At 33.1% G+C, this 23,252-nt stretch carries 24 protein-coding genes; 12 read left to right on the top strand and 12 right to left on the bottom strand.

The window, feature by feature from the left end:
- The first annotated feature begins 68 nt into the window (after nucleotides 1-68).
- From ACE3PD_RS09515 to ACE3PD_RS09505, 3 genes are read left to right on the top strand one after another with little or no spacing between them, the layout of a single operon-like run.
- Nucleotides 69-2,495 (top strand): YfhO family protein, encoded by a 2,427-nt coding sequence (locus ACE3PD_RS09515; protein ID WP_374401837.1) that lies wholly within the window; start codon nucleotides 69-71, stop codon nucleotides 2,493-2,495.
- A gap of 43 nt (nucleotides 2,496-2,538) precedes the next feature.
- Entirely contained in the window at nucleotides 2,539-3,834 is a 1,296-nt protein-coding gene (locus ACE3PD_RS09510; RefSeq protein WP_374401835.1) for a glycosyltransferase family 4 protein, read from the top strand.
- An 18-nt stretch (nucleotides 3,835-3,852) separates the two neighbouring features.
- Complete coding sequence (locus tag ACE3PD_RS09505) at nucleotides 3,853-5,325, top strand: oligosaccharide flippase family protein (protein ID WP_374401833.1); 1,473 nt, start codon at nucleotides 3,853-3,855, stop codon at nucleotides 5,323-5,325.
- Nucleotides 5,326-5,459: 134 nt separating this feature from the next.
- On the opposite strand, the gene ACE3PD_RS09500 is transcribed toward ACE3PD_RS09505, so the two are convergent.
- The 3 genes from ACE3PD_RS09500 to ACE3PD_RS09490 all read right to left on the bottom strand — a co-directional run bounded on the left by ACE3PD_RS09500 (nucleotide 5,460) and on the right by ACE3PD_RS09490 (nucleotide 6,975).
- Nucleotides 5,460-6,149: a hypothetical protein gene (locus tag ACE3PD_RS09500; protein ID WP_374401831.1), complete on the bottom strand. Its 690-nt coding sequence runs from the start codon at nucleotides 6,147-6,149 to the stop codon at nucleotides 5,460-5,462.
- 197 nt (nucleotides 6,150-6,346) lie between these two features.
- Complete coding sequence (locus ACE3PD_RS09495; RefSeq protein WP_133606215.1) at nucleotides 6,347-6,673, bottom strand: CCC motif membrane protein; 327 nt, start codon at nucleotides 6,671-6,673, stop codon at nucleotides 6,347-6,349.
- 11 nt (nucleotides 6,674-6,684) lie between these two features.
- Entirely contained in the window at nucleotides 6,685-6,975 is a 291-nt protein-coding gene (locus ACE3PD_RS09490) for a DUF2752 domain-containing protein (RefSeq protein WP_374401828.1), read from the bottom strand.
- Nucleotides 6,976-7,097: 122 nt separating this feature from the next.
- Between ACE3PD_RS09490 and ACE3PD_RS09485 the strand changes: the two genes are divergently transcribed.
- Together ACE3PD_RS09485 and ACE3PD_RS09480 are read left to right on the top strand one after the other, a co-directional pair.
- Nucleotides 7,098-7,295: a hypothetical protein gene (locus tag ACE3PD_RS09485; RefSeq protein WP_153199548.1), complete on the top strand. Its 198-nt coding sequence runs from the start codon at nucleotides 7,098-7,100 to the stop codon at nucleotides 7,293-7,295.
- The gene (locus ACE3PD_RS09480) at nucleotides 7,279-7,839 is read left to right on the top strand and encodes a Smr/MutS family protein (protein ID WP_374401825.1); all 561 of its coding nucleotides are present in this window, start codon (nucleotides 7,279-7,281) and stop codon (nucleotides 7,837-7,839) included. Before ACE3PD_RS09485 ends, ACE3PD_RS09480 begins: the two co-directional genes overlap by 17 nt.
- 53 nt (nucleotides 7,840-7,892) lie before the next feature.
- On the opposite strand, the gene ACE3PD_RS09475 is transcribed toward ACE3PD_RS09480, so the two are convergent.
- Complete coding sequence (locus tag ACE3PD_RS09475; protein WP_291106689.1) at nucleotides 7,893-8,825, bottom strand: hypothetical protein; 933 nt, start codon at nucleotides 8,823-8,825, stop codon at nucleotides 7,893-7,895.
- Nucleotides 8,826-9,037: 212 nt separating this feature from the next.
- Between ACE3PD_RS09475 and ACE3PD_RS09470 the strand changes: the two genes are divergently transcribed.
- Nucleotides 9,038-10,159 (top strand): cysteine desulfurase family protein, encoded by a 1,122-nt coding sequence (locus ACE3PD_RS09470; RefSeq protein ID WP_374401823.1) that lies wholly within the window; start codon nucleotides 9,038-9,040, stop codon nucleotides 10,157-10,159.
- Between the two features lie 48 nt (nucleotides 10,160-10,207).
- Here the strand turns inward: ACE3PD_RS09470 and ACE3PD_RS09465 are convergent, their stop codons facing one another.
- A complete protein-coding gene (locus ACE3PD_RS09465; protein ID WP_374401821.1) occupies nucleotides 10,208-10,600 on the bottom strand; it encodes an SRPBCC family protein in 393 nt (130 codons plus the stop codon).
- Between the two features lie 48 nt (nucleotides 10,601-10,648).
- Complete coding sequence (gene pyrE, locus ACE3PD_RS09460) at nucleotides 10,649-11,296, bottom strand: orotate phosphoribosyltransferase (protein ID WP_374401818.1); 648 nt, start codon at nucleotides 11,294-11,296, stop codon at nucleotides 10,649-10,651.
- Nucleotides 11,297-11,303: 7 nt separating this feature from the next.
- Here pyrE and ACE3PD_RS09455 point away from each other — a divergent pair, with 7 nt between their 5' ends.
- Nucleotides 11,304-11,912, top strand: coding sequence for an NUDIX hydrolase (locus ACE3PD_RS09455; RefSeq protein ID WP_374401816.1), 609 nt, complete (start codon nucleotides 11,304-11,306; stop codon nucleotides 11,910-11,912).
- A 57-nt stretch (nucleotides 11,913-11,969) separates the two neighbouring features.
- On the opposite strand, the gene ACE3PD_RS09450 is transcribed toward ACE3PD_RS09455, so the two are convergent.
- The 6 genes from ACE3PD_RS09450 to ACE3PD_RS09425 all read right to left on the bottom strand — a co-directional run bounded on the left by ACE3PD_RS09450 (nucleotide 11,970) and on the right by ACE3PD_RS09425 (nucleotide 18,737).
- The gene (locus ACE3PD_RS09450) at nucleotides 11,970-13,694 is read right to left on the bottom strand and encodes a M14 family zinc carboxypeptidase (RefSeq protein WP_374401895.1); all 1,725 of its coding nucleotides are present in this window, start codon (nucleotides 13,692-13,694) and stop codon (nucleotides 11,970-11,972) included.
- Nucleotides 13,695-13,910: 216 nt separating this feature from the next.
- Nucleotides 13,911-15,029, bottom strand: a complete 1,119-nt coding sequence (gene dnaN, locus ACE3PD_RS09445; RefSeq protein WP_374401812.1) for a DNA polymerase III subunit beta — start codon at nucleotides 15,027-15,029, stop codon at nucleotides 13,911-13,913.
- Nucleotides 15,030-15,116: 87 nt separating this feature from the next.
- On the bottom strand, nucleotides 15,117-16,799 hold the full coding sequence (gene gldG / locus ACE3PD_RS09440; RefSeq protein ID WP_374401810.1) for a gliding motility-associated ABC transporter substrate-binding protein GldG: 1,683 nt from the start codon (nucleotides 16,797-16,799) through the stop codon (nucleotides 15,117-15,119).
- Nucleotides 16,799-17,524, bottom strand: coding sequence for a gliding motility-associated ABC transporter permease subunit GldF (gene gldF, locus ACE3PD_RS09435; RefSeq protein WP_374401808.1), 726 nt, complete (start codon nucleotides 17,522-17,524; stop codon nucleotides 16,799-16,801). Before gldF ends, gldG begins: the two co-directional genes overlap by 1 nt.
- Nucleotides 17,525-17,609: 85 nt before the next feature.
- Nucleotides 17,610-17,906 (bottom strand): putative quinol monooxygenase, encoded by a 297-nt coding sequence (locus ACE3PD_RS09430; RefSeq protein WP_374401806.1) that lies wholly within the window; start codon nucleotides 17,904-17,906, stop codon nucleotides 17,610-17,612.
- Between the two features lie 3 nt (nucleotides 17,907-17,909).
- On the bottom strand, nucleotides 17,910-18,737 hold the full coding sequence (locus ACE3PD_RS09425) for an S-adenosyl-l-methionine hydroxide adenosyltransferase family protein (protein ID WP_374401804.1): 828 nt from the start codon (nucleotides 18,735-18,737) through the stop codon (nucleotides 17,910-17,912).
- A gap of 106 nt (nucleotides 18,738-18,843) precedes the next feature.
- On the opposite strand from ACE3PD_RS09425, the gene ACE3PD_RS09420 reads away from it, so the two are divergent.
- The 5 genes from ACE3PD_RS09420 to ACE3PD_RS09400 all read left to right on the top strand — a co-directional run bounded on the left by ACE3PD_RS09420 (nucleotide 18,844) and on the right by ACE3PD_RS09400 (nucleotide 23,070).
- On the top strand, nucleotides 18,844-19,797 hold the full coding sequence (locus ACE3PD_RS09420) for a PhoH family protein (protein ID WP_374401802.1): 954 nt from the start codon (nucleotides 18,844-18,846) through the stop codon (nucleotides 19,795-19,797).
- A 23-nt stretch (nucleotides 19,798-19,820) separates the two neighbouring features.
- The gene (locus ACE3PD_RS09415; protein ID WP_374401799.1) at nucleotides 19,821-20,627 is read left to right on the top strand and encodes a KilA-N domain-containing protein; all 807 of its coding nucleotides are present in this window, start codon (nucleotides 19,821-19,823) and stop codon (nucleotides 20,625-20,627) included.
- A 125-nt stretch (nucleotides 20,628-20,752) separates the two neighbouring features.
- Entirely contained in the window at nucleotides 20,753-21,262 is a 510-nt protein-coding gene (locus ACE3PD_RS09410) for a hypothetical protein (protein ID WP_374401797.1), read from the top strand.
- A 309-nt stretch (nucleotides 21,263-21,571) separates the two neighbouring features.
- Nucleotides 21,572-22,522 (top strand): phosphoribosylaminoimidazolesuccinocarboxamide synthase, encoded by a 951-nt coding sequence (locus ACE3PD_RS09405; RefSeq protein WP_374401795.1) that lies wholly within the window; start codon nucleotides 21,572-21,574, stop codon nucleotides 22,520-22,522.
- 146 nt (nucleotides 22,523-22,668) lie between these two features.
- Nucleotides 22,669-23,070 carry an ankyrin repeat domain-containing protein gene (locus ACE3PD_RS09400; RefSeq protein ID WP_374401793.1) on the top strand — a complete coding sequence of 134 codons (402 nt, stop codon included), beginning with the start codon at nucleotides 22,669-22,671 and terminating at the stop codon, nucleotides 23,068-23,070.
- Nucleotides 23,071-23,252 lie beyond the last annotated feature (182 nt).

The raw sequence follows: 23,252 nt of genomic DNA, 5'->3' as shown, positions 1-23,252 counted from the left end.
TACTTAAAAGGATATTGTAACGATATCCTTTTTTTAATTACTTTAGCACCTTTATTTATAGCAATAATATGAAGAACATAAAAGCATTCTATCCCCATTTATTAGTTGTAGTTGGATTTATCTTAGTTTCACTATTTTACTTTTATCCGGTTTTAAAAGGAGAAAAAATTTTCCAATCCGATATCGTACAATATACCGGAATGGCAAAAGAACAAATCGATTTCAGAAAAGAAACAGGTGAGGAGCCTTACTGGACCAATAGTGCTTTTGGAGGAATGCCAACGTATCAGTTAGGAGCTAAATATCCAAATGATGTAATTGGAATGGTTGACGATGCTTTACGTTTTTTACCAAGACCAGCGGATTATTTATTTCTTTATTTCTTAGGATTTTATGTGTTGTTAATGGTTTTGAAAGTAGATCCATTAAAAGCATTTTTCGGAGCGTTAGCCTTTGGATTATCAACGTATTTGATTATTATTTTAGGTGTAGGACACAATGCCAAAGCACACGCTATCGCTTATATGCCAATGGTTGTTGCAGGAGTTTTATTAGTATTTCAAAGAAAATATATTGCAGGAGGTTTGCTTACCATGGTAGCCGCAGCATTAGAGATTAATGCGAATCACTTCCAAATGACGTATTATTTATTGTTACTGTTAGCGATTATTGCTGTTTATTATGTTGTAATTGCAGTAAAAAATAAAGAGTTTAAAGAATTAGGGAAAGTAGTAGGTGTATTTATTATTGCTGGAATTTTAGCTATCGGAGCGAATGCAACCAATTTAATGGCAACTTCAGAATATGCTAAATTTTCTACCAGAAGCAATAGCGAATTAACTTTCAATCCTGATGGTTCGCCTAAAACGGATGGTAATGCTATGTCGTATGACTACATTACCGAATACAGCTACGGAATAGCAGAAAGTTTAAATTTAATAGCACCAGGACTTTTTGGAGGTTCCAATAATGAAAATTTGGGAATTGAATCGGAAACCTATCAAAATTTTGTAGCACAAGGCTATCCAGCTGATCAAGTGCAAGGTTTTGTAGAACACGCGCCAGCGTATTGGGGAGCACAGCCAATTGTTGCGGCACCAGCTTACATAGGAGTAGTGGTGTTTTTCTTATTTGTAATGGCCTTTTTTGTTGAAAAACGTAATATAAAATACTTATTCTTAGCTGGAGCTTTATTTTCATTATTACTTTCTTGGGGTAAGAATTTCAGTATTTTGACTGATTTCTTCATCAATTATGTTCCATTATACGACAAATTTAGAGCGGTTTCTTCTATTCAAGTGATTTTAGAATTGTGTGTGCCAGCTTTAGCAATTGTTGGGTTATACCAATTTTTCAAACAAGATGAAAAAGCTAAATGGAATGCGCTATGGAAATCAGGAGCCATTACTTTCGGACTTTTAGTGGTTTTATTCTTGATTAAAGGAATGTTCACTTTTTCTTCTGCAAACGATGCGATGTATGCGCAAGCTTATGGAGATGAATTCATTCGAACTCTAAAATTAGACCGCGAAGCACTTTACACTTCTGATGTATTGCGTTCGATGTTGTTTGTGGGATTAACATTTGCTGTTTTATTCCTTTTCGTGAAAAACATGATGAAAGAAACTACAGCGATTATTCTAGTTGGAATTTTAATGATTTTTGATTTGTTTATGGTAGACAAACGTTATGTAAACAACAATCCAGATCAATTCAAAAGTGCAAGAGAAGTCGATATGCCATTTGAACCAACAGAAGCCGACCAAAGAATTCTAGCTGATACGACACATTTCCGTGTTTTTGAAGTAGAAGGCGGAATGAGTAGTGCTAGAACGTCGTTTTTTCATAAATCTATTGGTGGTTATCATGCTGCAAAACCGCGAAGAATGCAACAATTATTCGACTACCAAATCGCTAAAAATAACGTTCGTGTGCTAAACATGTTAAACGTAAAATACGTTATCCAATCCGATGAAAACGGACAAAAATTAGCTTTAGCCAATCCAGCAGCAAATGGAAATGCTTGGTTTGTAGAGAAAATTAAGTTTGTGAATTCTGCCAATGAAGAAATGAAAGCATTGGATAGTTTGGATAATAAGAATGAAGTGGTAATTGCAAATAAATTTAAAAGTTTAGTGTCCATTCCTCTAAATTATACTAAAGATTCATTAGCTTCAATTCAATTAGTTTCTTACAAACCAAATCAGTTGAAATATGTTTCAAATAATAGTAATGAAGGCTTTGCCGTTTTCTCTGAAATGTATTATCAAAACGGTTGGAAAGCAACGATAGATGGAAAAGAGGCTGAAATTTTAAATGTAAACTACGTTTTGAGAGGTTTACAAATTCCAGCAGGAAAACATACTATCGAATTCAAATTTGAACCAGAAGTGATAAAAACAGGAAGTACAATCGCATTAATGAGTTCAATCGGAATGCTTTTATTGATTGGAGCTGGAGTTTATTTTGAGAGAAAGAAAAAGATTCAAGATTAACGATTTTTGATTTTTGAAATTGAATTTGTAATTGAACTTGACATTGAAACCAACAAAAAAAATACTCATCATATCATATTACTGGCCACCAGCAGGAGGTCCGGGAGTGCAGCGTTGGTTGAAATTTGTCAAATATTTACCTGATTTTAATATCGAACCTCACGTTTATATTCCTGAAAATCCAACTTATCCGTTGGTTGATGAGAAATTATTGAGTGAAGTTTCGGATAAAGCTATTATTATCAAAAAACCGATTTTTGAACCTTACGGATTGGCTTCTGTTTTTTCAAAAAATAAGACCAAAAAAATCAGTTCCGGAATTATTCCGAATCAAAAAAAGCAATCGTTTATAGAAAAAGCAATGCTTTGGATTCGTGGTAACGTTTTTATTCCAGATGCGAGAGTATTTTGGGTAAAACCTTCGGTTAAGTTTCTGAAAAAATATCTTCAAGAACATCAAATCGATACTATCATTACAACAGGTCCGCCACATAGTTTGCATTTGATAGGTTTACAATTGAAAAAAGAATTGAATATTACTTGGTTGGCCGATTTTCGTGATCCTTGGACAACTATTGGCTATCACAAACAGTTAAAATTAAGTTCGTGGGCGGCAAATAAACATAAAATGTTAGAAAAAGAAGTTATGAACACTTGTGATCAGCTTCTTGTAACGTCTCCAACTACAAAAGTCGAATTTGAAGCCATTACTTCAAAACCAATTGAAGTGATTACGAATGGTTATGATGTAGAAAAAGTAATCAAAAAGCCTTTGGACGAAAAATTTACTTTGGCACACATTGGTTCGTTTTTATCAGCTCGAAATCCAAGAATTTTGTGGAAAGCTTTAAAGGAATTAGCCAAAGAAAATCCAGAATTTAAAAAACAATTCCAATTAAAATTGATAGGAGCGGTGAGTGCTGAGGTGCTTCAAGCGATTAAGGAATTTAAGTTGGAAAAATATGTGAATCATTTGGGCTATTTACCACACGATGAAGCCATAATTGAACAACGTAGTTCGCAAGTGTTATTGCTTATTGAAATTGATTCAGAAGAAACAAAATGTATTATTCCAGGGAAATTATTCGAATATATGGTTTCTGAGCGACCAATTATCGCAATTGGACCTGAAAATGCTGATTTTGCTCAAATCATAAAAGAAACCAACACGGGAACTTTCTTCAAATATGACGAGTTAGAAGCTTTAAAAGCACAAATTCTGACCTATTTCGAGCAATATCAACAAAATAATTTAAAAGTATATCCTGTTGGTTTGCAACAATACAGCAGAAAGTCCTTGACTGAGAAATTAGCCAAACTGCTAATCACTAATCACTAACCACTTTTCACTAAAAATATGGGAATTGTCATAAAACAATCGATTAAAAACACCATCATTACTTACATTGGTTTTGGAATTGGTGCGGTTAATGTATTGTACATGTATCCTGTTTTTTTAGGAAAAGAGTATTTAGGTTTAACAAACTATATTTTATCTGCTGCTAATATTTTATATCCAATTTTATCCTTTGGTATTCAAAATACATTAATTAAATTCTTTAATGAGAATAATAAAACGGAGGAAGATTTAAGCCGATATTTTACATATATGCTTTTACTTCCGTTGTTTGTTATCATTCCCTTTTTTTGTTTATTTTTTTATTTTTATGAAAACATTGCTTTGTATGAATCAAATAAAAACATCATAGTTTATGATTTTGTGTGGGAAATTCCTTTAATAGCTTTGTTTATAGGTTATTTTGAGATTTTTTATGCATGGTTAAGAGCTCACATGAAATCAGTTTTTGGTTCATTTGTCAAAGAAGTTTTTGTTAGAGTTTTGGTTACAATTTCACTTTTTGCGGTGTATTTTAATTATATAACGCTAACTGAATTTGTTCATTCTTTAGTTTTAATTTACGGGATAAGTTTATTGGTTATTATATATTATGCTAATAAGACCAAAAGAATTCAATTGAACAAGAAATTGCCGAAAAAGACAAAGGAAATTTTTGTTTTTACCATTTTTATTATTTTGTCCGCTAGTGTTGCTAATATGCTTTTAGATATTGATAAATACATGATTAATCAATTTTTAAAGATTGAAAATATTGCTTTTTACTCTTTAGCTGTTTATTTGGCTATGGTAATTTCAGTTCCACAAAGAGCAATGCATCAAATTACATATCCTATTACAGCTAAATTAATGAGTGAAAACAAATGGGAGGAGTTAAATGAGCTTTATAAAAAATCTTCTGTAACGCTTCAAGTTATTGGAGGATTAATATATATAGGAATTTTAGTAAATATCAAACAAATCTATGAGCTCTTACCTGATGAAGGATATGATAATGGTTTATTTGTTGTTTTTACTATTGGGTTATCTAAGTATTTTGATGTTATTTTGGGAAATAATAATTCCATTATTTTTAATTCGAAATATTATAAAATGGTTTTGCTTTTAGGAGTTTTGTTAGTTTTTGTTGTCGTTGGATTGAATTTGATTTTTATTCCAAAATATGGAATAAATGGAGCTGCATTAGCTACATTAATTGCAATTGGGTTATATAGTTTAGCTAAACTGCTTTTTGTAGTGCTTAAAATGAAGTTATTTCCGTTTACCAAAAATACAATCGTTGCTTTAGTTATAGCAATAGTAAGTTTTGGAGTGTTTTATTATTGGGATTTCAGTTTTCATCCTTTTGTAAATATTATCCTGAAATCTATTTTAGTGACTATTTTCTACTTAGGATTGAGTTATTATTTAAAAATTTCTTCTGATATCAATTTTGTGATGAACTCTGTTTTTAAGAGAATTTTGAAGAAATAATAAAGATTTTTTTAATTTCTTCGATTTATTCAATCTGTGTTCCAAATAAAGATTTTTAAAATTTAAAAACAAAAAATCCTGCTTCATCTTCCCAGAATCCGCAGGATTTAAAAACAAACTTAACCAACCAATTTTTATTTTCTTTTAACTTCTAAAGTTTCTCTTTTGATTTCTTTTACGTCATCATCAGACATTTTTGCTTTAGAACAGTCTTTTCTGTAGTAGTAATAGTCATCATCACTTTCGTAATCATCATCATAGTTGTCATCGTAGCCATAACCACCATTTCCTCCAGAATAATGCTCTCCTCTTGGGTTGTAAACATATCCGCTGTTTGCATAGTTGATAAAACCATATACATCTATAATTCTTCCTCTTCTATCATAAACAATTCGCATATTCCCAACTCTTGTTACTGCAAAACTGTTATAGCTCATATAAATAGTTCCAATACGTTTTACTCTTCCAAAAGCGTCGTAGTTGATGTACACATTTCCTACGCGTCTTACTCTACCAAAGTTATCGTGTTCAACTCGGATTCCTCTTTCAGAAGGACCGTAGTAACCTCTAGTTCCAGGAGCGCCATTAGTACCGTTTACGTGGTATCTTGGTCCTGAAGGTCTTGTGTTGAAATCAAATTCGCCATTTGGAAACAACATAAACTCAATTCCGCGTTCTCTGAAGATAATAGGCTCTGCATCTCTATAATCGATGTAATACCCTCTTCTGTTTGTGTTGTCAGAAAAAACTGGGTTTTCTGACGCTAAAGCCATGTTCCCTACCAGAAGGATACTGGCTACTACTAAAAGTGTAATTTTTTTCATGATACAACAATTTAAAAGTTGGGCAACTTCATTTTAAAACTCGTTTCTAAAACTTGTTGCTTGATTAGGTATTTCCAATTGCTGTGCCAAACTCAAAAAAAGTGTTGTGAACGATTTGTTAATGAGTTGTTATTAAATAAAAAAAGAACGCTAACTTGTTGATAGCGTTCTTTTTAGTGATATAAAAATTCTTGTGTTTATTGTGATCCGTATCTTCTCATCATTTCTTGTTGCATTTGTTCAATGCCTTCCATTCCTAATGTAGAGAATAAAAATATTACATAAATTAAGTAAATAACTCCTAATGCAATTCCAATGATACTTAGAATTTTACCTATTTTCAAATTGTTATAGTTAGTGTATGCACTCGGATTTTCAGCATATAGTTTAGCATCTTTATTGGCTAAAACTAATCCAATAGCTCCAAGTATAATACTAATAATTCCATAACAACAACAAGTTAAGATTGAAAAAATCCCCAGAATAAGTACTGCGGTGGCATTAGGTAATTTTTGATTTTCCATATTGATAAAGTTTAATTGGTTACGGTATTGAAATAAATTTTGATAAAATAAGCTATCAGAATTACGGCACCATTTAAAATAGCGCTAGCGATAACTAATTTAGCATAATTTCTTTTCTTGTCCAATAGGTGTAGACCTAAAAGAATAAAAAATAAACCTAGAGTGTAAATAGCAGGAAAGATTTTAAAGGCTTCATAAAATTCTCCATCTAATAAAAAAGCAATCGCTCTTTGTGTGCCACAACCCGGACATTCAACTCCAAAAAGTTGTTTGTTCATACAAGGAAACATATGTTCTTCCATACCGCTTTTTGAAAGTTGAAAATTTGTTTTACAAGTTTACAAAAAAAAGTTCACAATCAAATACTAAATTTAAAAAGACTATTTTTGAAACCAGAAAAAAGTATTATTTAAGAGAAAAAAATATGAAGCAATTTTTATACATTTTGATGTTCGCAGCAGTTGGAATTTTTGCTATGATTGAACAATCAAAACCAGCTCCAAATCGATTTATTATGATAGGAGCAATGGCTGTTTTTATGTTTGGATTATTTAGATTGATGAAGAAAATTCCATCTAAAAATGATGGAGAAAACGAAGAAGAAAATGGCACAGAAATTTGAAATAGGAGATAAGGTCGCGGTTTTAGACGACGACATCTCCGGAGTAGTAATTAAGGTTCAAAACAATGAAATTTCAGTGGAAACTACTGATAATTTTGCGATGACATTTTTTGTCAACGAATTGGTTAAAATAAACAATTCCAACGAGTTAAGTGGTTTTTTTTCTACTCAAAGTTTAGGTTCGGTTTTAAAGGATAAAGAAGAGCCAAAAAAGCGCAGTTTTGTTAAAGAAAAGCGCTCTCGTAAGGACGAATTTGTCTTAGAAGTGGATTTGCATATCGAAAAATTAGTACCTTCAAAACGCGGAATGAGCAACTATGATATTCTGACTTTCCAAATGGAAACTGCAAAAAGGCAACTCGATTTTGCAATCAAAAATCGAATGCCAAAAGTGGTTTTTATACATGGTGTTGGTGAAGGTGTTTTGAAAGCCGAATTAGATTTTATGTTGGGACGTTATGACAACATTTCGTTCCAAGATGCCAACTATCAAAAATATGGTTTGGGTGCAACTGAAGTTTATATCAAGCAAAATGTGAAGTAAAAAAAAACACGTTTATTCTTTATAAACGTGTTTTTTAAATCATTTTTGATTATCTAATTTGTGACATAGGAACCAAAATCAAAAATATCATGTGTAAAACTCAAATCACCTTTTTTATATGTGATATCTATAAATTTTATGTCATATTTAAGTGCTGGTAAATTATTTGAACCAGTTACTTCAGTAGTAATTATTTCAACTGTTCCTGTGGTTGCAATCCATTCTTCTTCTAAAATAAACGGACTATCAGGAGAAGTCGTAGAGCAAATTAATACATTTGTTAATGTTCCCCCACTAAACATTTTATAAGTGATTTTATTTGTTGCATCTAAATTAATTGAAGTAGTTCCTGCCGTTGTTGGTAAGAGATAGTCTGGATAATCATATGAAATTAATTGCGTGTTATTGTTTTTGTATAAATTGTTAGCATTACACTGAGCTCCGTTATTTGTAGAAAAATTAAAAGAAAGAATATTTGTTTTAGATTTATAATTTCCGAATAAAAATTCTTCATAAATTAAATTATTTTCACCATTTGTGAATTGAACATTAATCAATTTTATTTGATGAATATAATTAATAGTTGTTGCTTTTGTAGTTTCATTGACAGAAGGCAAAACACTTGTTGTAATTTGAATTTGTCCACCAGGCAGGGCTTTATATTCTTCAAGTACTGTAGGTGATGCAGGGGGAATTTCTGAACAAATAGCTGTAGAATTTACATTTTCATTATACAATCTATAAACTAATTCTTCTGAATTAGCCAAAGTATAAATTCTAGGAGTTCCTTCAATTGTTGGCTCATCAATAAAAATTGAACTTGGAATATTTAAAATTAATATTTCTTTATCCTTTGATACAAAAAGTAAATTATTACACTTTTGAACTGTTTCATTATTAAAATTAAAAGTTTTCAAAATTAAATCTCCATCGTCACATGATTGAAATAAAAATAGTGAAGCTATCAAAACTAGAATTTTTTTCATTTATTAATCGAATTTATGCAACAAAAATAAGGGTTTTAATTTATTAATTTACTAATGTTTGTTAATTTCAATGCGAATTGATTTTAAGATTTCTAAAATAAAATGATTTGTATCTTTGTGACATGAAATGAGCACTCACCATTTTTTGATTTTTTCACCAATTTTAATGTGCGAATTCCATTTGTTCTTTAAAAAACAATTAAAAGCCTCAAATGAAAAAAGTGTATTTAGATAACGCCGCAACCACGCCTCTTCATCCAGAAGTCATTACTGCTATGATGAATGTTTTACAAAACGATTTTGGAAATCCATCTTCAACGCATAGTTTTGGGAGAAGCGCCAAGACTTTGTTAGAATCATCGCGAAAATCCATTGCGAAATTACTAAATGCACAAGCTTCAGAAATTATTTTCACGTCAAGCGCAACAGAAGCTACGAATTGGATTCTTACAAACGCAGTAAAAGATTTGGGAATTAAACGCATTATAACAACTAAAATCGAGCATCACGCTACGTTACATACTGTCGAACATTTAGCAAAGGAATTCGGAATTCAAGTTGAATATGTTACGATTTTATCCAACGGAAACATCGATTACCATGATTTTGCTGATAAATTACATTCAGATGTTCCAACTCTAGTCTCGCTAATCCACGTAAATAACGAAATAGGAACGATTTTAGACATCAAACGCGTTTCGGACTTGTGCAAGTATGCGAAAGCACTTTTTCATTGCGATACGGTACAATCTGTTGGAAAAACGAATTTAGATGTACAAGACTTGGGAATTGATTTTTTAGTAGCGAGTGCGCATAAATTTCATGGGCCAAAAGGAGTAGGGTTTGCATACATTAAAAAGAATTCGATGTTGCAACCGATGATTTTTGGTGGTGAACAAGAAAAAGGGATGCGTGCTGGAACAGAAGCCGTACATCAAGTTGTGGGAATGGCAAAAGCATTAGAATTGGCTTACGAAAATTTAGAAAATGATACCAACTATATTTCTGATTTAAAGAATTATTGCTTTTCAGAATTAAAAAAGATATTTCCAGATGTTAAAATCAACGGAGAAAATACGTTTTATAATCTTTTGAATGTTCAATTACCATTATCAGAAGAAAAGACTTCTATGTTGTTATTCACATTAGATATGAAAGGAATAGCGGTTTCTCGCGGAAGTGCTTGTCAAAGTGGAAGTATTAAACCATCTCACGTTTTAGCCGAGTTTTTATCACCAGAAGAAGCTAAAAAACCGAGTTTACGAATTTCTTTTAGCCATTTCAATACTAAAGAAGATATCGATTTGTTGATTGAAGCTTTGAAAACTGCATAAAAAAAGTCCGTTTTAAAACGGACTTTCATTTTTATTTAAATCTGGAAATTACAATTTCCCCAAATTCTGAGCCAATGTCTCAATAAATTTTGTGATAGGTCCTTTGATCATCATGGCCATCATCGGATTGAAATCACCTTCAAAAGCTAATTGAACTTCTGTGTTATCAGCATCAATTGCGTTTAAGTTTCCAGTTAAGGTAAAAGGCAATTTACTTGAAGCTGCTCCTAAAACAATTTGTGAGTTTGGAGTTCCGCCTTTTTTAATCAATTTAATTTCTGGCATTCCTTTTAAGCCGAATTCAAAGCAATTTTCATCGATTACTTCAAACTTTGCAATATTTTCAGGCATTAATTTTTCGAAATTCTTTACGTCGTTTAAAGCGTTGAATAAATATTCAGCCGATTTTGCTACGTTTACTTTTGGACTTTCTAAGTTCATATCTTTTTGTTTATAAGTTTAAAAGGTTAAGAGTTTAAAAGGATGAAACTAAACTTCTGCATTCCACTCAGCAGGATTAGCATTCCAAGCGCTTAATGTTTCCAATTCGTTTTCGGAAACATATTGTTTGTCTACTGCTTTTTGTAATAAGCTTTCGTAATTACTTAGGGTAAAAACATCCAAATTAGCTGCTTCAAAGCGTTCTTTTGATACTGGAAAACCATAGGTGAAAATGGCTGCCATTCCTTTGATGTTGGCGCCTTCGTTGCGTAAAGCTTCAACTGCTAATAGGCTACTTCCACCTGTTGAAATTAAATCTTCTACGACTACCACGTTTTGTCCTTTTTGCAAGAAACCTTCTACTTGGTTTTGTCTTCCGTGTTTTTTTGGTTCAGGTCTAACGTATACAAAAGGAAGTCCCATTGCTTCTGCAACAAGTATACCAATTCCAATTGCGCCAGTTGCAACGCCTGCAATTACATCGGGTTTACCAAATTTTTCTTCAATATGTTTGGCAAATTCATCGCGAATATAATTTCTAACCGCTGGAAATGAAAGGATTATGCGGTTATCACAATAAATCGGAGACTTCCAGCCTGAAGCCCACGTAAAAGGATTTTTAGAATTTAATTTAATTGCGTTTATTTGTAAAAGCAATTCGGCTGTTTGTTGTGCTGTGTTGTTATTAAAAATCATATTGCAAATGTATAAAGTTTTTGTGAACGATAAGCCACTTTTTTTGACAAATGAAGTTCAAAAGGAGACCGATTTCAAACTTTTTTTATTAGAAAGTGTTGATATCAAGAAGTTGATTGTTAAAATTTTTCAGAATAAAATTCAGAAAGCGTTTCTGTATCATCCCGATGAAAAGTTAATCATGAAAACACTTCGTGCTAAATTACCTGTTGAAAAAGCAGGTGGAGGCTTGGTTTACAACAAAGACGGCGATGTGCTTTTTATTTTCAGAAACGGCAAATGGGATTTACCAAAAGGCGGCACCGAAAAAAACGAAACCATCGAAGAAACCGCTATGCGCGAAGTAGAAGAAGAAACGGGCGTAACCGGTTTAGTCATCACCGAAAAACTACAAAGAACCTACCATATTTTCAAACGCAACGGTCGCTACAAACTAAAAATTACGCAATGGTTTGAAATGCGCACCAAATACGAAGGCACACCACAAGGTCAAGCCGATGAAGGAATCGAACGAGTAGAATGGGTAAATCCAAAAGATATTAAGTTTTTATTAGAGAACTCGTACGAGAATATTAAGTTGTTGTTTGAAGCTGAGAACTCTAATGTGTCAATTTGATAATTAGCCAATGTGTCAATTCATACTCATCGACACATTTGCTAATTGACACATTATCTATTTCACTCTATAAACCGGATACTGCAAATGCGCTTTTTCATAATAAGGCGATTGTCTGTACACCCAATCCAATTGTGCTGCGCCGTTTTCAGCGAAAGCTTTGTCGTTTTGTTTCTTTTGTTCTAATTCGGCTTTGATTTTTGGATTTTTATCTAAAAATTCTTTGGCTAAATCTTCAAAAACATAACTCGAAAAATACTCTTTTTGTTGTAAAATAGGATCGAAGAAGTTCCAATTGAAGTAACTGTCCACTGCTTCTGGTTCTAAAGTTTCCACTAAGTATTTTACTCCAGGTTGATTCGTATAAAACACATAATCGCCATAGTAAAACTGTATTTTTTGAGTGGATTTTGTCACTTTCGTATTGTAATGTCCGTAATGTCCTTCGTATGGCGATTTTGAGGTTTGATAACTATCAATTTTATACGATTCAACTTCAATTATCGTATCATTTTGAAGACGATGTGCATTGATATTGTTCAATTTTAAAATATCCAAAACTTGCCATTGCGATTGCGGAATAATATACGCTTTCGGAATGCTTACAAATTTCGTAGGTTTATAATTGCCATAAAACGGAATTTTCTTGGTAAAAGGTTTACTTTTATCGTAAAACAATCGGTCTTTTCCTGAAATATCGCTTGGTTTGTATCCGCCTTGATAGCCTTTGAAATCAATATAAGACACTTTTGTAGAGTCAATTGCCCAATCCAAAGGATATTGCATCCCAACTTGATATTCGTTCAATGCGTCTTTTCGAATTTGCTTGATTTTTTGCCAATTTGTATCAGCGAAATTAATCGTGCTGACCATAAATTCGTAAGTCACTTTCACGCGTTCTTTATATACTTTCAACATGTGCGTTTCTGGAACAAATCCTAATGTGTGGAATAAAGTCGAATAACCTGTCGCATATCTTGGTGTATCAGTAAATTGCTCAAAACCTTTATCAGGAGTAGTGCTGTGCACATTTACATACGGAACGACATCGATTTTCTTTTTGTTCATGTCTTTCACCACCGAAGGATATAATTCGTTGATGAAATAATTGCCTAATTTGTTTCCCAAACGTTCGTGTTGGGTAGCAATACAAGTAAACGTATATTGATAATCCGCACCATTAGAAACGTGGTTGTCTAAGAAAATATCAGGATTTAATTCGGTAAACAACTTTTGAAAACTTCTCGAATTCTTTGTGTCTGATTTAATAAAATCGCGATTTAAATCATAATTGCGCGCATTTCCTCTAAAACCATATTCTTCCGGACCGTTTTGGTTGGCTCTTGAATGCGAATTTCGATTCAACATGCCACCAACACTATACACCGGAATAGCAGCTATTAATGTGTTTTTAGCTGTTTTGATTTTCCCCATAGCTAAATCGCGCATCAACATCATGGTAGCGTCAATTCCGTCAGGTTCACCTGCGTGAATTCCGTTGTTGATTAAAATTACAGTTTTATTTTTAGTGAAATATTCGTCAAAATCAAATTTGCCTTCGCTTGAAAAAAGTACCAAATGCAGAGGTTTTCCGCTATCGGTGGTGCCTTTTTGAATCATTTGAATATTGGAAAAATTTTCATCTAATTTTTCATAAAACGCAATACATTCTTCATAAGTAGTAGATTGATTGCCGTTGCCTCGTTCAAAAGGTGTTGTAAAATTGTTTTGTGAAAACACAGAAATCGAAAAGAAAAGCAGACTTATTTTAAGAAAACGCATAGTTGAATTGTATTTGATTTTCAAAAATAAATTTTTTTAAACAAATTATCTCCTTTGTAAGCAATTGTTTTAGCTATTTCTCTGTATAGGAAAAGTTATTTTTAAAGGTAACTTTTTTAAAAATTAAAAAACCACAAAGCAAAGCTAAGTGGTTTTTAAGTTAGTTAGGGTTGGTAATAAGATTCTCAGTTAAACTGTAAAATCAAATATTTAGAATTAGTTGCTCAACATTACTGGCATTACAAGCATCGTAACGGTTTCGCCTTCGTCTAAGCCGTCAACTGGAGTTAAAATTCCGGCTCTGTTTGGCATCGACATTTCTAATTGGATTTCATCACTTGATAAATTATTCAACATTTCGGTTAAGAAACGTGAGTTGAACCCGATTTGCATGTCGTCTCCTTGGTAATCACAAGTCAAACGCTCGTCTGCTTTGTTAGAGTAATCGATATCTTCGGCTGATATATTCAATTCAGTTCCTGCAATTTTTAAACGGATTTGGTGCGTTGTTTTGTTAGCAAAAATTGCCACACGACGAACTGAGTTTAAAAACTGAACTCTATTGATTAATAATTTGTTTGGATTTTCTTTTGGAATAACCGCCTCATAGTTTGGATATTTTCCATCGATTAAACGACAAGTCAATACATAATTCTCGAAAGAGAACGTTGCATTTGAATCGTTGTATTCGATAGCTACTTCTGCATCAGAAGCGCCTAAAATTCCTTTTAAAATGTTTAAAGGTTTCTTTGGCATAATAAAATCTGCTACTTGTGATGCTTTTACATCGGTGCGAGCATATTTTACTAATTTGTGAGCGTCTGTTGCTACGAAAATTAATCCTTCTGGTGAAAATTGGAAGAAAACACCACTCATTACAGGGCGTAAATCATCGTTTCCAGCAGCGAAGATGGTTTTGCTTACTGCAGTTGCTAATACTTCCGCAGGAACTAATGTTTTTGAAGGATTATCTAAAACTACTGCTTTAGGGAATTCTTCTCCTGGTGCATAAGCAATGGCATATTTACCCGAGTTTGAGCTAATTTCTACAGTTGAATTGTCTTCTACTGTAAACGTTAACGGTTGCTCTGGGAATGTTTTTAAGATATCTAATAAAAGTTTCGCTGGAATAGCTACGCTTCCTTGACTCGTAGAATCAATTTCTAACGTAGCTGTCATCGTAGTTTCTAAATCAGAAGCTGAAACTTTTAATTGGTTGTTGTCTAATTCAAAAAGGAAATTATCAAGGATTGGTAGGGTGTTACTACTGTTGATAACACTACCTAAAACTTGTAATTGTTTTAATAAATACGAACTCGATACTATAAACTTCATCATCTTGTATTTTAAAATCGTGATTTGATTTTATATTTCACAAATATATTCTAATTCTACTCAAACGCAAAAACAAATTATCAACAACTAGCGGCTGTATTTTCTTTTGCGTAAGAAAGTAAATAAAAATCCAAAGATAGCCAAAATAACTATTGGTAATCCGACAGTTACCATTTGTGCCATGGTATAATTTTTATACACTTCTTCCTTATTTAAAAGTGGTAAATCAACATCTTTACTTCGGATGTTAATAAGTCCGTTGTCGTCTAAAAGGTAATTTACGCAGTTCATTAAGAACTCTTTGTTACCATAAAGTTGATTTGTCCACTTGTCAAAACCTAGTTCTAATGGCACGCCTTTGTCTAATTGATTTTTAATCACATCACCATCCGAAATTACAATCATTTTATTGTCTTTTCCAGTAGCTTGGAACGAATTGTCTTTGAAAGGCAACACACGATTTTGATACATCGATTTGAATTTCCCTTCCATTAAAACTGCTACTGGAAGCAAGCCTTTTCCTTCGTATTCTTCAGGAGTGGTTTCTTCTGTAACCATATCTAAAGAAATCGGACTTGGTGTTCCAATGGTTTTCGAATATTCAGACGAACTCAATAAAACGGTTTTCTTGATATCGTTTTTCAGGATTTCGATTGGGGAAGCAAATTCAAACTTAATCCCTTCCATGTTTTTCACAATCGGATTGGTTGAAGTAGGATAGATAAACGGAGCAAATTTCCATTTATACTCTTGCATTTGGGTTTCGCTTCCTTGATTTCCTGATGCTAATTTAATTGGCGTTGCATATTCGTCTTTTACCAATAACGGATTGATTCTAATTCCATATTTGAAGAACATATCCGTCAAATTCAATTCGCGTTGCGCTGCTAAAATCGTACCGGTTTCGTTGTACAAACTGTCCATATCAGCTGAAACTGCATCGACTAACCACAAGGTTTTTCCACCGTTCATGATGAACTGGTCTAACACTTGTTTTTCTTCTTCTGTGAAAGCTTCTGTTGGTTTTGCAATTACAGCTAAATCGTATTTTTTTAGCGCTTCTAAAGTCTGAGTAGGCTGCTTTGCTACCGAATCTAACGTAAAAGGTCCGATGTAATAACTTTCTTTAACCGTTCTTAAGAAATCAGCCATGAAAGGTTCAATTAACTCGCCATTTCCTTTGATTACGGCAATTTTCTTTTGTTTTTCTTTCGAAATTTTATTGATAGCTTCTGCAAAACCAAATTCCAAATGCTGTACCGAACTAATTACTTTTTGCTCGGTTGAAGCTCCCATTAAGTTTTTCAATAATGCCACTTTCGTGAATTTATCACCATAAGTTGCTTGAGCCCACGGAAAAACTACTTCTTGCGATTGCTTTCCTTTGTCTTCCACGGTGATGCTAAGCGGTTGCATGCCTTTTGCATAGAATTCTTTCATTTTTTCAACTCGCGTTTCCTCTTTTTCAATCGGATTTTTGAAGTTGAAAATGATGTTCGAATTATAAGCCGTGAATTCCTCTAAAAGTTGTTTGGTTTCGTTTTGCAAACGCTTGAATTCAGGTGGAAAATTACCTTCTAAATACACTTCAATGTATAACGGACTATCTACACTTTCAATAATGTTTAAAGTTGTTTCCGATAATGTATAACGTTTGTCTTGAGTTAAGTCGAAACGCTTAAAAAAGAAGTTGCTGATTAAATTGATAACGATAATCGCTAAAAATACAATTCCTAATTGCTTTAAAGCTTTTGATTTATTTTCCTTCATTACCATTTCAAAGATTTAAGTTGATAAACCGTTGCCGATAAAAATAAAAACGTCACACTAACAAAATACACAATATCACGTGTATCTAACACACCGCGACTCATACTTTTAAAGTGATAATCCATTCCTAAAGCAGCAAACATCGAACTGTAATTTCCAAGGAACGACGCAATGCCATCAAATCCGAAGTAGAAAAAGAAACAACAAAAAACCGCAATTATAAACGCTACAATTTGATTGTCTGATAAAGTAGAAGCAAAAATTCCAATCGCTGTGTAAGCCGCAATTAAGAACAATAATCCGAAGTAAGAACCTAAGGTGCTTCCCATATCAATATTGCCTTGAGGATTTCCAAAATGAGAAATCGTCAACACATAAATAATCGTTGGTACAATCGCTAAAATGATTAAAACTAAAGCGCCTATGAATTTTCCGTTTACGATGTCCCAATTAGAAAGCGGTTTGGTAAACAATAATTCAATCGTACCTTGTTTTTTCTCATCTGAAAAACTGCGCATGGTTACGGCAGGAATTAAGAAAATTAAAATCCATGGTGCCAATTTGAAAAACGGACTCATATCGGCAAAACCCGAGTTTAAAATGTTGAATTCGCCTTCAAAAACCCAAAGAAATAATCCGTTGAGTAAAAGAAAAATCCCGATGACTAAATACCCAATCGGCGAACCAAAAAAGGATTTTATTTCTCGTAATAATAATGCTTTCATTTTTTATTTTTTGTTTCAGGTTTCAAGTTTCAAGTTTTTTAACTCTCAACTCCAACTTCTATTTCTGAATTCTAAATTCTAAATTCTAATTTAATGTAACCAATCTATCCACACTCCAAGCTTCTGGCTTATCGCTAAACAATGTTTTAGTATAACTCCAAACGCCATCAAACAAAGCTGATTTTCTGTAATTCTCTAACGCTTCTTCGTTTTCCCAATAACTATAAGTGAAGAAAATACGTTTGTCGTTTTTGTCTTGATACAATTCTAAGAAACGGTTTCCTTCGAAGTTTCGTATGTGGTGTTTCACTTCTTCAAAATTATTTAAAAAAGCTTCGATTTTATCTTCTTGAAAACGCATTTTTACAATTCTTATGAACATATTTTATTTGAATTTAATGGATACCGTATCTCTAAAATGCAATCCTAATAAGGTGGCTGCCGAACCTACCGTTTTTGGATTACTTTTATATATCGCAATTTCTAAATAGCCGTTTTCATTGAATAACGCCAAGAAATCACCTTCTAAATCTTTCAATTGTTTCACATCGGAAACCGGAAAATCGGAGTAGTTTTTGTGCAAACGACTAAACTTCTTGTTTTTGATTACGATTTCGAATTTTCTTCCTCTGATGGTTTCGTTAAATTGTTTGTGCGAAATATTAGTAACGCAATTTCCAAACGAATCAATATAAACGATTTGTCCTTTTATTCCAGATAAGTCATCTGATACAATAGAAGTTAGTGTATTGACTGGTTTTAAGGTTTTAATTTCCTTTCCAATAACATTCAACAAACCACCTCTAGAAATATGACAAGCAACGGCTACAAAAACATCCATATCGCTAACATCGGTATTCAATCTATCGTGGATGGTAATGGCAACAATTTTCTGAGGAATTTTTTTCTGAATCAAAGTGTTTAAAATCCCATTATCGGCACAAATGAAGTAATGATCATCCCATTGCATTGCAATATGTTGGGCGTCACCTACACGTTCGCTATCAACACCAATAATGTGAATAGTACCTTTTGGAAAATTAGAATAAGCCGCTTCAATGCAGTAACTTGCTTCTAATGTGTTGAATAAGTCAATCTCGTGTGAAATATCTACAATAACCGCTTCTTTATGTTCCGATAGAATTTTTCCCTTCAAAGCGCCTACGAAGTAGTCTTTGTGTCCAAAATCGGTAATTAGCGTAATTATTGACATTATTTTGTTTATAACTTATTTAAAATGCAACAGTAGTTTTTACTAAATTTGATTGCAAAGCTAGTATAATTTTAGCGTTTCAAAAATAATTAAAAAAAGAAAGCCTTTGAACGAAAGAATCATTGAATTAGTCGACATTGCTCCAAAAGAATTTTGGGGTGCGCAAGATACTCATCTTGAAACGATTAAGAAGTATTATCCAAAACTTAAAATTGTGGCTCGTGGTACAACTTTAAAAGCTTTTGGAGAACCTGAAATCTTAGATGAGTTTGAAAATCGCTTCAAAAGATTGATGCATCATTTTACGCGTTACAACAGTATTGATGATAATGTTATTTTGAGGGTTTTAGAAACAAGTCACCAACATGATGCCGAACACATGCACGACCGCGATAAGATTTTAGTGCATGGTGTAGGAGGAAAGTTAATCAAAGCCATGACGCCTAACCAACAAAAATTGGTCGATTATGTGCACAAAAATGACATGGTTTTCGCTGTTGGGCCTGCAGGAACTGGAAAAACGTATACAGGTGTCGCTTTAGCGGTAAAAGCTTTGAAGGAAAAACAAGTCAAGCGTATCATATTAACGCGTCCAGCTGTAGAAGCAGGGGAGAACTTAGGTTTTCTTCCAGGTGATATGAAGGAAAAGTTAGATCCATACATGCAACCGTTGTATGATGCGTTGAGAGATATGTTGCCACCACAAACTTTAGAAGATTACATTTTAAAAGGCATCATTCAAATTGCACCATTAGCGTTTATGCGTGGACGTACGTTAGATAACGCTTTCGTAATCTTAGATGAAGCACAAAATACGACGCATTCCCAAATGAAAATGTTCTTAACGCGTATGGGAAAAAACGCCAAATTCATCATCACGGGCGACCCAGGTCAGGTGGATTTACCGAGAAGAACCATTTCAGGATTGAAAGAAGCGCTTTTAGTATTGAAAGATGTAGAAGGCATCGGAATCATTTACTTAGATGATAAAGACATCGTACGTCACAGATTAGTGAAGAAAATTATTGATGCGTATAAGAGTATTGAGAATAATGATTAGATAGTTGTAGTTGGGTTTAATTTATGGCAAAAATAAATGTAAAAGAAACTGAGATAGCAATCATCAATAATAGTGAAAATGATTATATTTCAATCACAGATATTGCAAAATATAAAACCGATAACCCATCCGCAGCTATTGGTAATTGGATGCGAAACAGAAATACCATTGAATTTTTAGGTCTTTGGGAAATTATACACAATCCAAATTTTAAACCCCTCGAATTCGAGGGGTTTAAAAAAGAAGCAGGATTAAACGCTTTTACAATGTCACCTCAAAAATGGATTTCATCAACAAATGCGGTTGGATTTATTTCAAAATCAGGTAGATATGGTGGTACTTATGCTCAAAGAGATATTGCTTTCAAATTTGCAAGTTGGATTTCAGTAGAGTTTGAACTTTATCTCGTTAAAGAATTCCAGCGTCTTAAAGAAGAAGAACAAAAACAAATTGGTTGGTCTGCTAAAAGGGAATTGGCTAAAATTAATTATAGAATTCATACCGATGCTATCAAATATAATTTAATCCCACAAGAACTAACATTACAACAAACCGCTTTAGTTTATGCTAACGAAGCAGATGTCTTGAATGTAGCACTTTTTGGAATAACTGCTAAAGAATGGCGTGAACAAAACCCAGATTTAAAAGGGAATATGCGTGATTATGCAACTATTAATGAATTGATAAGTTTGAGTAATATGGAAAATTTAAACGCCGTTTTAATTGACGAAAAAATTCCACAAAAAGAACGATTAATCAAACTCAACCGAATTGCAATTCAGCAAATTAGTATTCTAGAAAATGTTGAAGAGAGAAAATTTTTAAAGTAATGCACATCTTAATCTCACATATTTAAACACTTTTATAAAAGTTAAAAAAATCTTATAATTCCACCTTTTAAAAAATAAAACTCCGCTTTTCTTCGTTATACTTGTAAACCTTAAAATTTACAAGTATGAAAAAAGTTGTTTTGTTTTTAGCCACGTTATGTTATGGTTTAAGTTATGGTCAAGAAATTCCTGAAGTGGATATTACCACAAAGAATTCTTGGTTTAAAGCAGGATTAACTGCTGGTGTGCCTATGGGAGATGCAAAAGATATTTCGTCTTTCAATGTGGGAGTAGATGTAAGAGGACAATATTTATTTACACCTCATTTTGGTGTTGGTATTGCTTCTGGATACAATCATTTTTTTGGAAAAGATGAGGTGGATGATTTCGGAGTGATTCCGTTAGCTGGTTTTGCTCGTTACTATTTTCAAACCGAAGGCGTTTTTGTAGGTGCCGATTTCGGTTACGGATTCCTAACTAACGTTGATAATTCGGGCGGATTGTATATTAATCCCCAAATCGGATATCACAACAAAAAATGGAATATCTACGGCTATTACCAAAATACCTTTGCCGAAGACATTGCTATTCGTTCTTTAGGTGTTGGGGTAACGTATAACATTATGTTTAAATAAATTGTAGTGATGATAAATTTTCGTCATATCGAGTGATTTTCGAAGAAAATTGTATCGAGATAAGAAAATTGGAATAAAAAACGGTTCTCGATTTTCGTTATTAGAAGTAAAAAGCGTATCTAAAAATCCAGTTTTGTCAAGCTGAACTCGTTTCAGCTTCTATAAATAATTGTTTCTAATCATTTATAGATTCCGAACTAAATTCGGAATGACAAAATCAGTCTTTTAGATACGCTCTTTTTTTATGAAATCATTTTTTGAAAGAAAATAAATAGTTTACTTTTGCACGACAAACAACAACACAACATAATGAATACAATTACTACTACCAATTTCAATTTTCCAGGTCAAAAATCGGTTTACCGTGGAAAAGTTAGAGAAGTTTACAATATCAATGATGACTTATTAGTGATGGTTGCTACCGACCGTCTTTCGGCATTTGATGTGGTTTTACCAAAAGGAATTCCTTATAAAGGTCAAATTCTTAATCAAATTGCTACGAAGTTCATGGAATTAACTTCCGATATTGTACCGAATTGGTTATTAGCAACTCCAGATCCAAACGTGGCGGTAGGACATTTATGTGAGCCGTTCAAAGTAGAAATGGTAATTCGTGGATATTTATCAGGACATGCAGCGCGTGAATATACAGCAGGAAGAAGAATCCTTTGCGGTGTAGCAATGCCAGAAGGTTTAAAAGAAAACGATAAATTCCCAACACCAATCATCACGCCAACTACGAAAGCAGATAACGGTTCTCACGACGAAGATATTTCTCGCGAAGCTATTTTGGCTAACGGAATTGTTTCGGAAGAAGATTACTTAGTTTTAGAAAAATATACCAGAGCGTTATACCAAAGAGGAACTGAAATTGCAGCGTCTCGCGGTTTAATCTTAGTAGATACCAAATACGAATTCGGGAAGACTAAAGACGGACAAATCGTATTAATCGACGAAATCCATACGCCTGATTCTTCTCGTTATTTCTACGCAGAAGGCTACCAAGAAAGACAAAACAACAACGAAGAACAAAAACAATTATCAAAAGAGTTCGTACGTCGTTGGTTAATTGAAAACGGGTTCCAAGGAAAAGAAGGCCAACAAATTCCGTTTATGTCAGACGAATACATCGAAACGGTTTCAGAACGTTACATTGAATTGTTTGAAAACATCATTGGAGAAAAATTCGTAAAAGCGGATATTTCCAACATCAATGAAAGAATAGAGAAAAACGTTTTGAATTATTTACAGAATAGATAAGCTATCATACAGTAAAAAGCAAAAGTCGGTACTTCACCGACTTTTTTTTATCCCATTCGTTAAAGTTTTGTTAGAAATGTAGTACGAGTGTAACGATATTCTTTTCGGTTCGTCCTATTCATATCAATCATTAAAAATCAATCATCATGAAAAAAACGAACAGATTTTGGGTAATCGTACCCGCAGTAGCTATGTTGTTTACTAATGCGTTACAAGCAAGTGAAAGTACAACAACAAACACAATACCAGTTGCCGTTGTAAAACTAACACCATCCCAGTTAAATGTAGCCATTAGTAAAGGCGATTTAGGAAAAGTTCAACAGTTTGTGGAAATAGGAGTAGACGTTAACAAAAAAGACGAACGTGGGACAACACCTTTAATGTACGCCATCCTATTCAAACAAACCGAAATTGTCTCCTACTTAATTAGAAACGGTGCCGATTACAGAGCCGAAGATTCTAACGGTTTAACCATCTCAGATTACGCCGAGAAATCAAAATCAGAAGAAATTATAAAACTGGTCAAAGACGCTCGTAAAAGAAGATAAGAGAAAATCCCGCGAAAGCGGGATTTTTTATTTTTAGTTTGCACGCGAAGGGATTCGCGCGGGCAATGTCATTAAGTTAAGGGTTTAATTACTTGAAAATCAACAGATTAAATTTGTTTTTTTGTGAATAAATTCGTATATTTATATGGTAATCAGATAATTAGTATCATGCAAAAAAACAG

This window comes from Flavobacterium sp., from assembly GCF_041911335.1.
Classification (GTDB): Bacteria; Bacteroidota; Bacteroidia; order Flavobacteriales; family Flavobacteriaceae; genus Flavobacterium.
This window is presented reverse-complemented; position numbering and strand designations above follow the sequence as displayed.

Bases quoted from the DNA above. Each gene is read 5' to 3' on its own strand.
- ACE3PD_RS09415 (WP_374401799.1), top strand. From the start codon at position 19,821: ATGGCAAAAATAAATGTAAAAGAAACTGAGATAGCAATCATCAATAAT.
- ACE3PD_RS09455 (WP_374401816.1), top strand. From the start codon at position 11,304: ATGTATAAAGTTTTTGTGAACGATAAGCCACTTTTTTTGACAAATGAA.
- ACE3PD_RS09465 (WP_374401821.1), bottom strand. From the start codon at position 10,600: ATGAACTTAGAAAGTCCAAAAGTAAACGTAGCAAAATCGGCTGAATAT.
- ACE3PD_RS09500 (WP_374401831.1), bottom strand. From the start codon at position 6,149: ATGAAAAAAATTACACTTTTAGTAGTAGCCAGTATCCTTCTGGTAGGG.
- ACE3PD_RS09475 (WP_291106689.1), bottom strand. From the start codon at position 8,825: ATGAAAAAAATTCTAGTTTTGATAGCTTCACTATTTTTATTTCAATCA.
- ACE3PD_RS09430 (WP_374401806.1), bottom strand. From the start codon at position 17,906: ATGTTCATAAGAATTGTAAAAATGCGTTTTCAAGAAGATAAAATCGAA.
- pyrE (WP_374401818.1), bottom strand. From the start codon at position 11,296: ATGATTTTTAATAACAACACAGCACAACAAACAGCCGAATTGCTTTTA.
- ACE3PD_RS09490 (WP_374401828.1), bottom strand. From the start codon at position 6,975: ATGGAAGAACATATGTTTCCTTGTATGAACAAACAACTTTTTGGAGTT.
- ACE3PD_RS09495 (WP_133606215.1), bottom strand. From the start codon at position 6,673: ATGGAAAATCAAAAATTACCTAATGCCACCGCAGTACTTATTCTGGGG.
- ACE3PD_RS09410 (WP_374401797.1), top strand. From the start codon at position 20,753: ATGAAAAAAGTTGTTTTGTTTTTAGCCACGTTATGTTATGGTTTAAGT.
- ACE3PD_RS09480 (WP_374401825.1), top strand. From the start codon at position 7,279: ATGGCACAGAAATTTGAAATAGGAGATAAGGTCGCGGTTTTAGACGAC.
- ACE3PD_RS09400 (WP_374401793.1), top strand. From the start codon at position 22,669: ATGAAAAAAACGAACAGATTTTGGGTAATCGTACCCGCAGTAGCTATG.
- ACE3PD_RS09450 (WP_374401895.1), bottom strand. From the start codon at position 13,694: ATGCGTTTTCTTAAAATAAGTCTGCTTTTCTTTTCGATTTCTGTGTTT.
- ACE3PD_RS09515 (WP_374401837.1), top strand. From the start codon at position 69: ATGAAGAACATAAAAGCATTCTATCCCCATTTATTAGTTGTAGTTGGA.
- gldG (WP_374401810.1), bottom strand. From the start codon at position 16,799: ATGAAGGAAAATAAATCAAAAGCTTTAAAGCAATTAGGAATTGTATTT.
- gldF (WP_374401808.1), bottom strand. From the start codon at position 17,524: ATGAAAGCATTATTATTACGAGAAATAAAATCCTTTTTTGGTTCGCCG.
- ACE3PD_RS09405 (WP_374401795.1), top strand. From the start codon at position 21,572: ATGAATACAATTACTACTACCAATTTCAATTTTCCAGGTCAAAAATCG.
- ACE3PD_RS09485 (WP_153199548.1), top strand. From the start codon at position 7,098: ATGAAGCAATTTTTATACATTTTGATGTTCGCAGCAGTTGGAATTTTT.
- ACE3PD_RS09425 (WP_374401804.1), bottom strand. From the start codon at position 18,737: ATGTCAATAATTACGCTAATTACCGATTTTGGACACAAAGACTACTTC.
- ACE3PD_RS09505 (WP_374401833.1), top strand. From the start codon at position 3,853: ATGGGAATTGTCATAAAACAATCGATTAAAAACACCATCATTACTTAC.
- ACE3PD_RS09470 (WP_374401823.1), top strand. From the start codon at position 9,038: ATGAAAAAAGTGTATTTAGATAACGCCGCAACCACGCCTCTTCATCCA.
- dnaN (WP_374401812.1), bottom strand. From the start codon at position 15,029: ATGAAGTTTATAGTATCGAGTTCGTATTTATTAAAACAATTACAAGTT.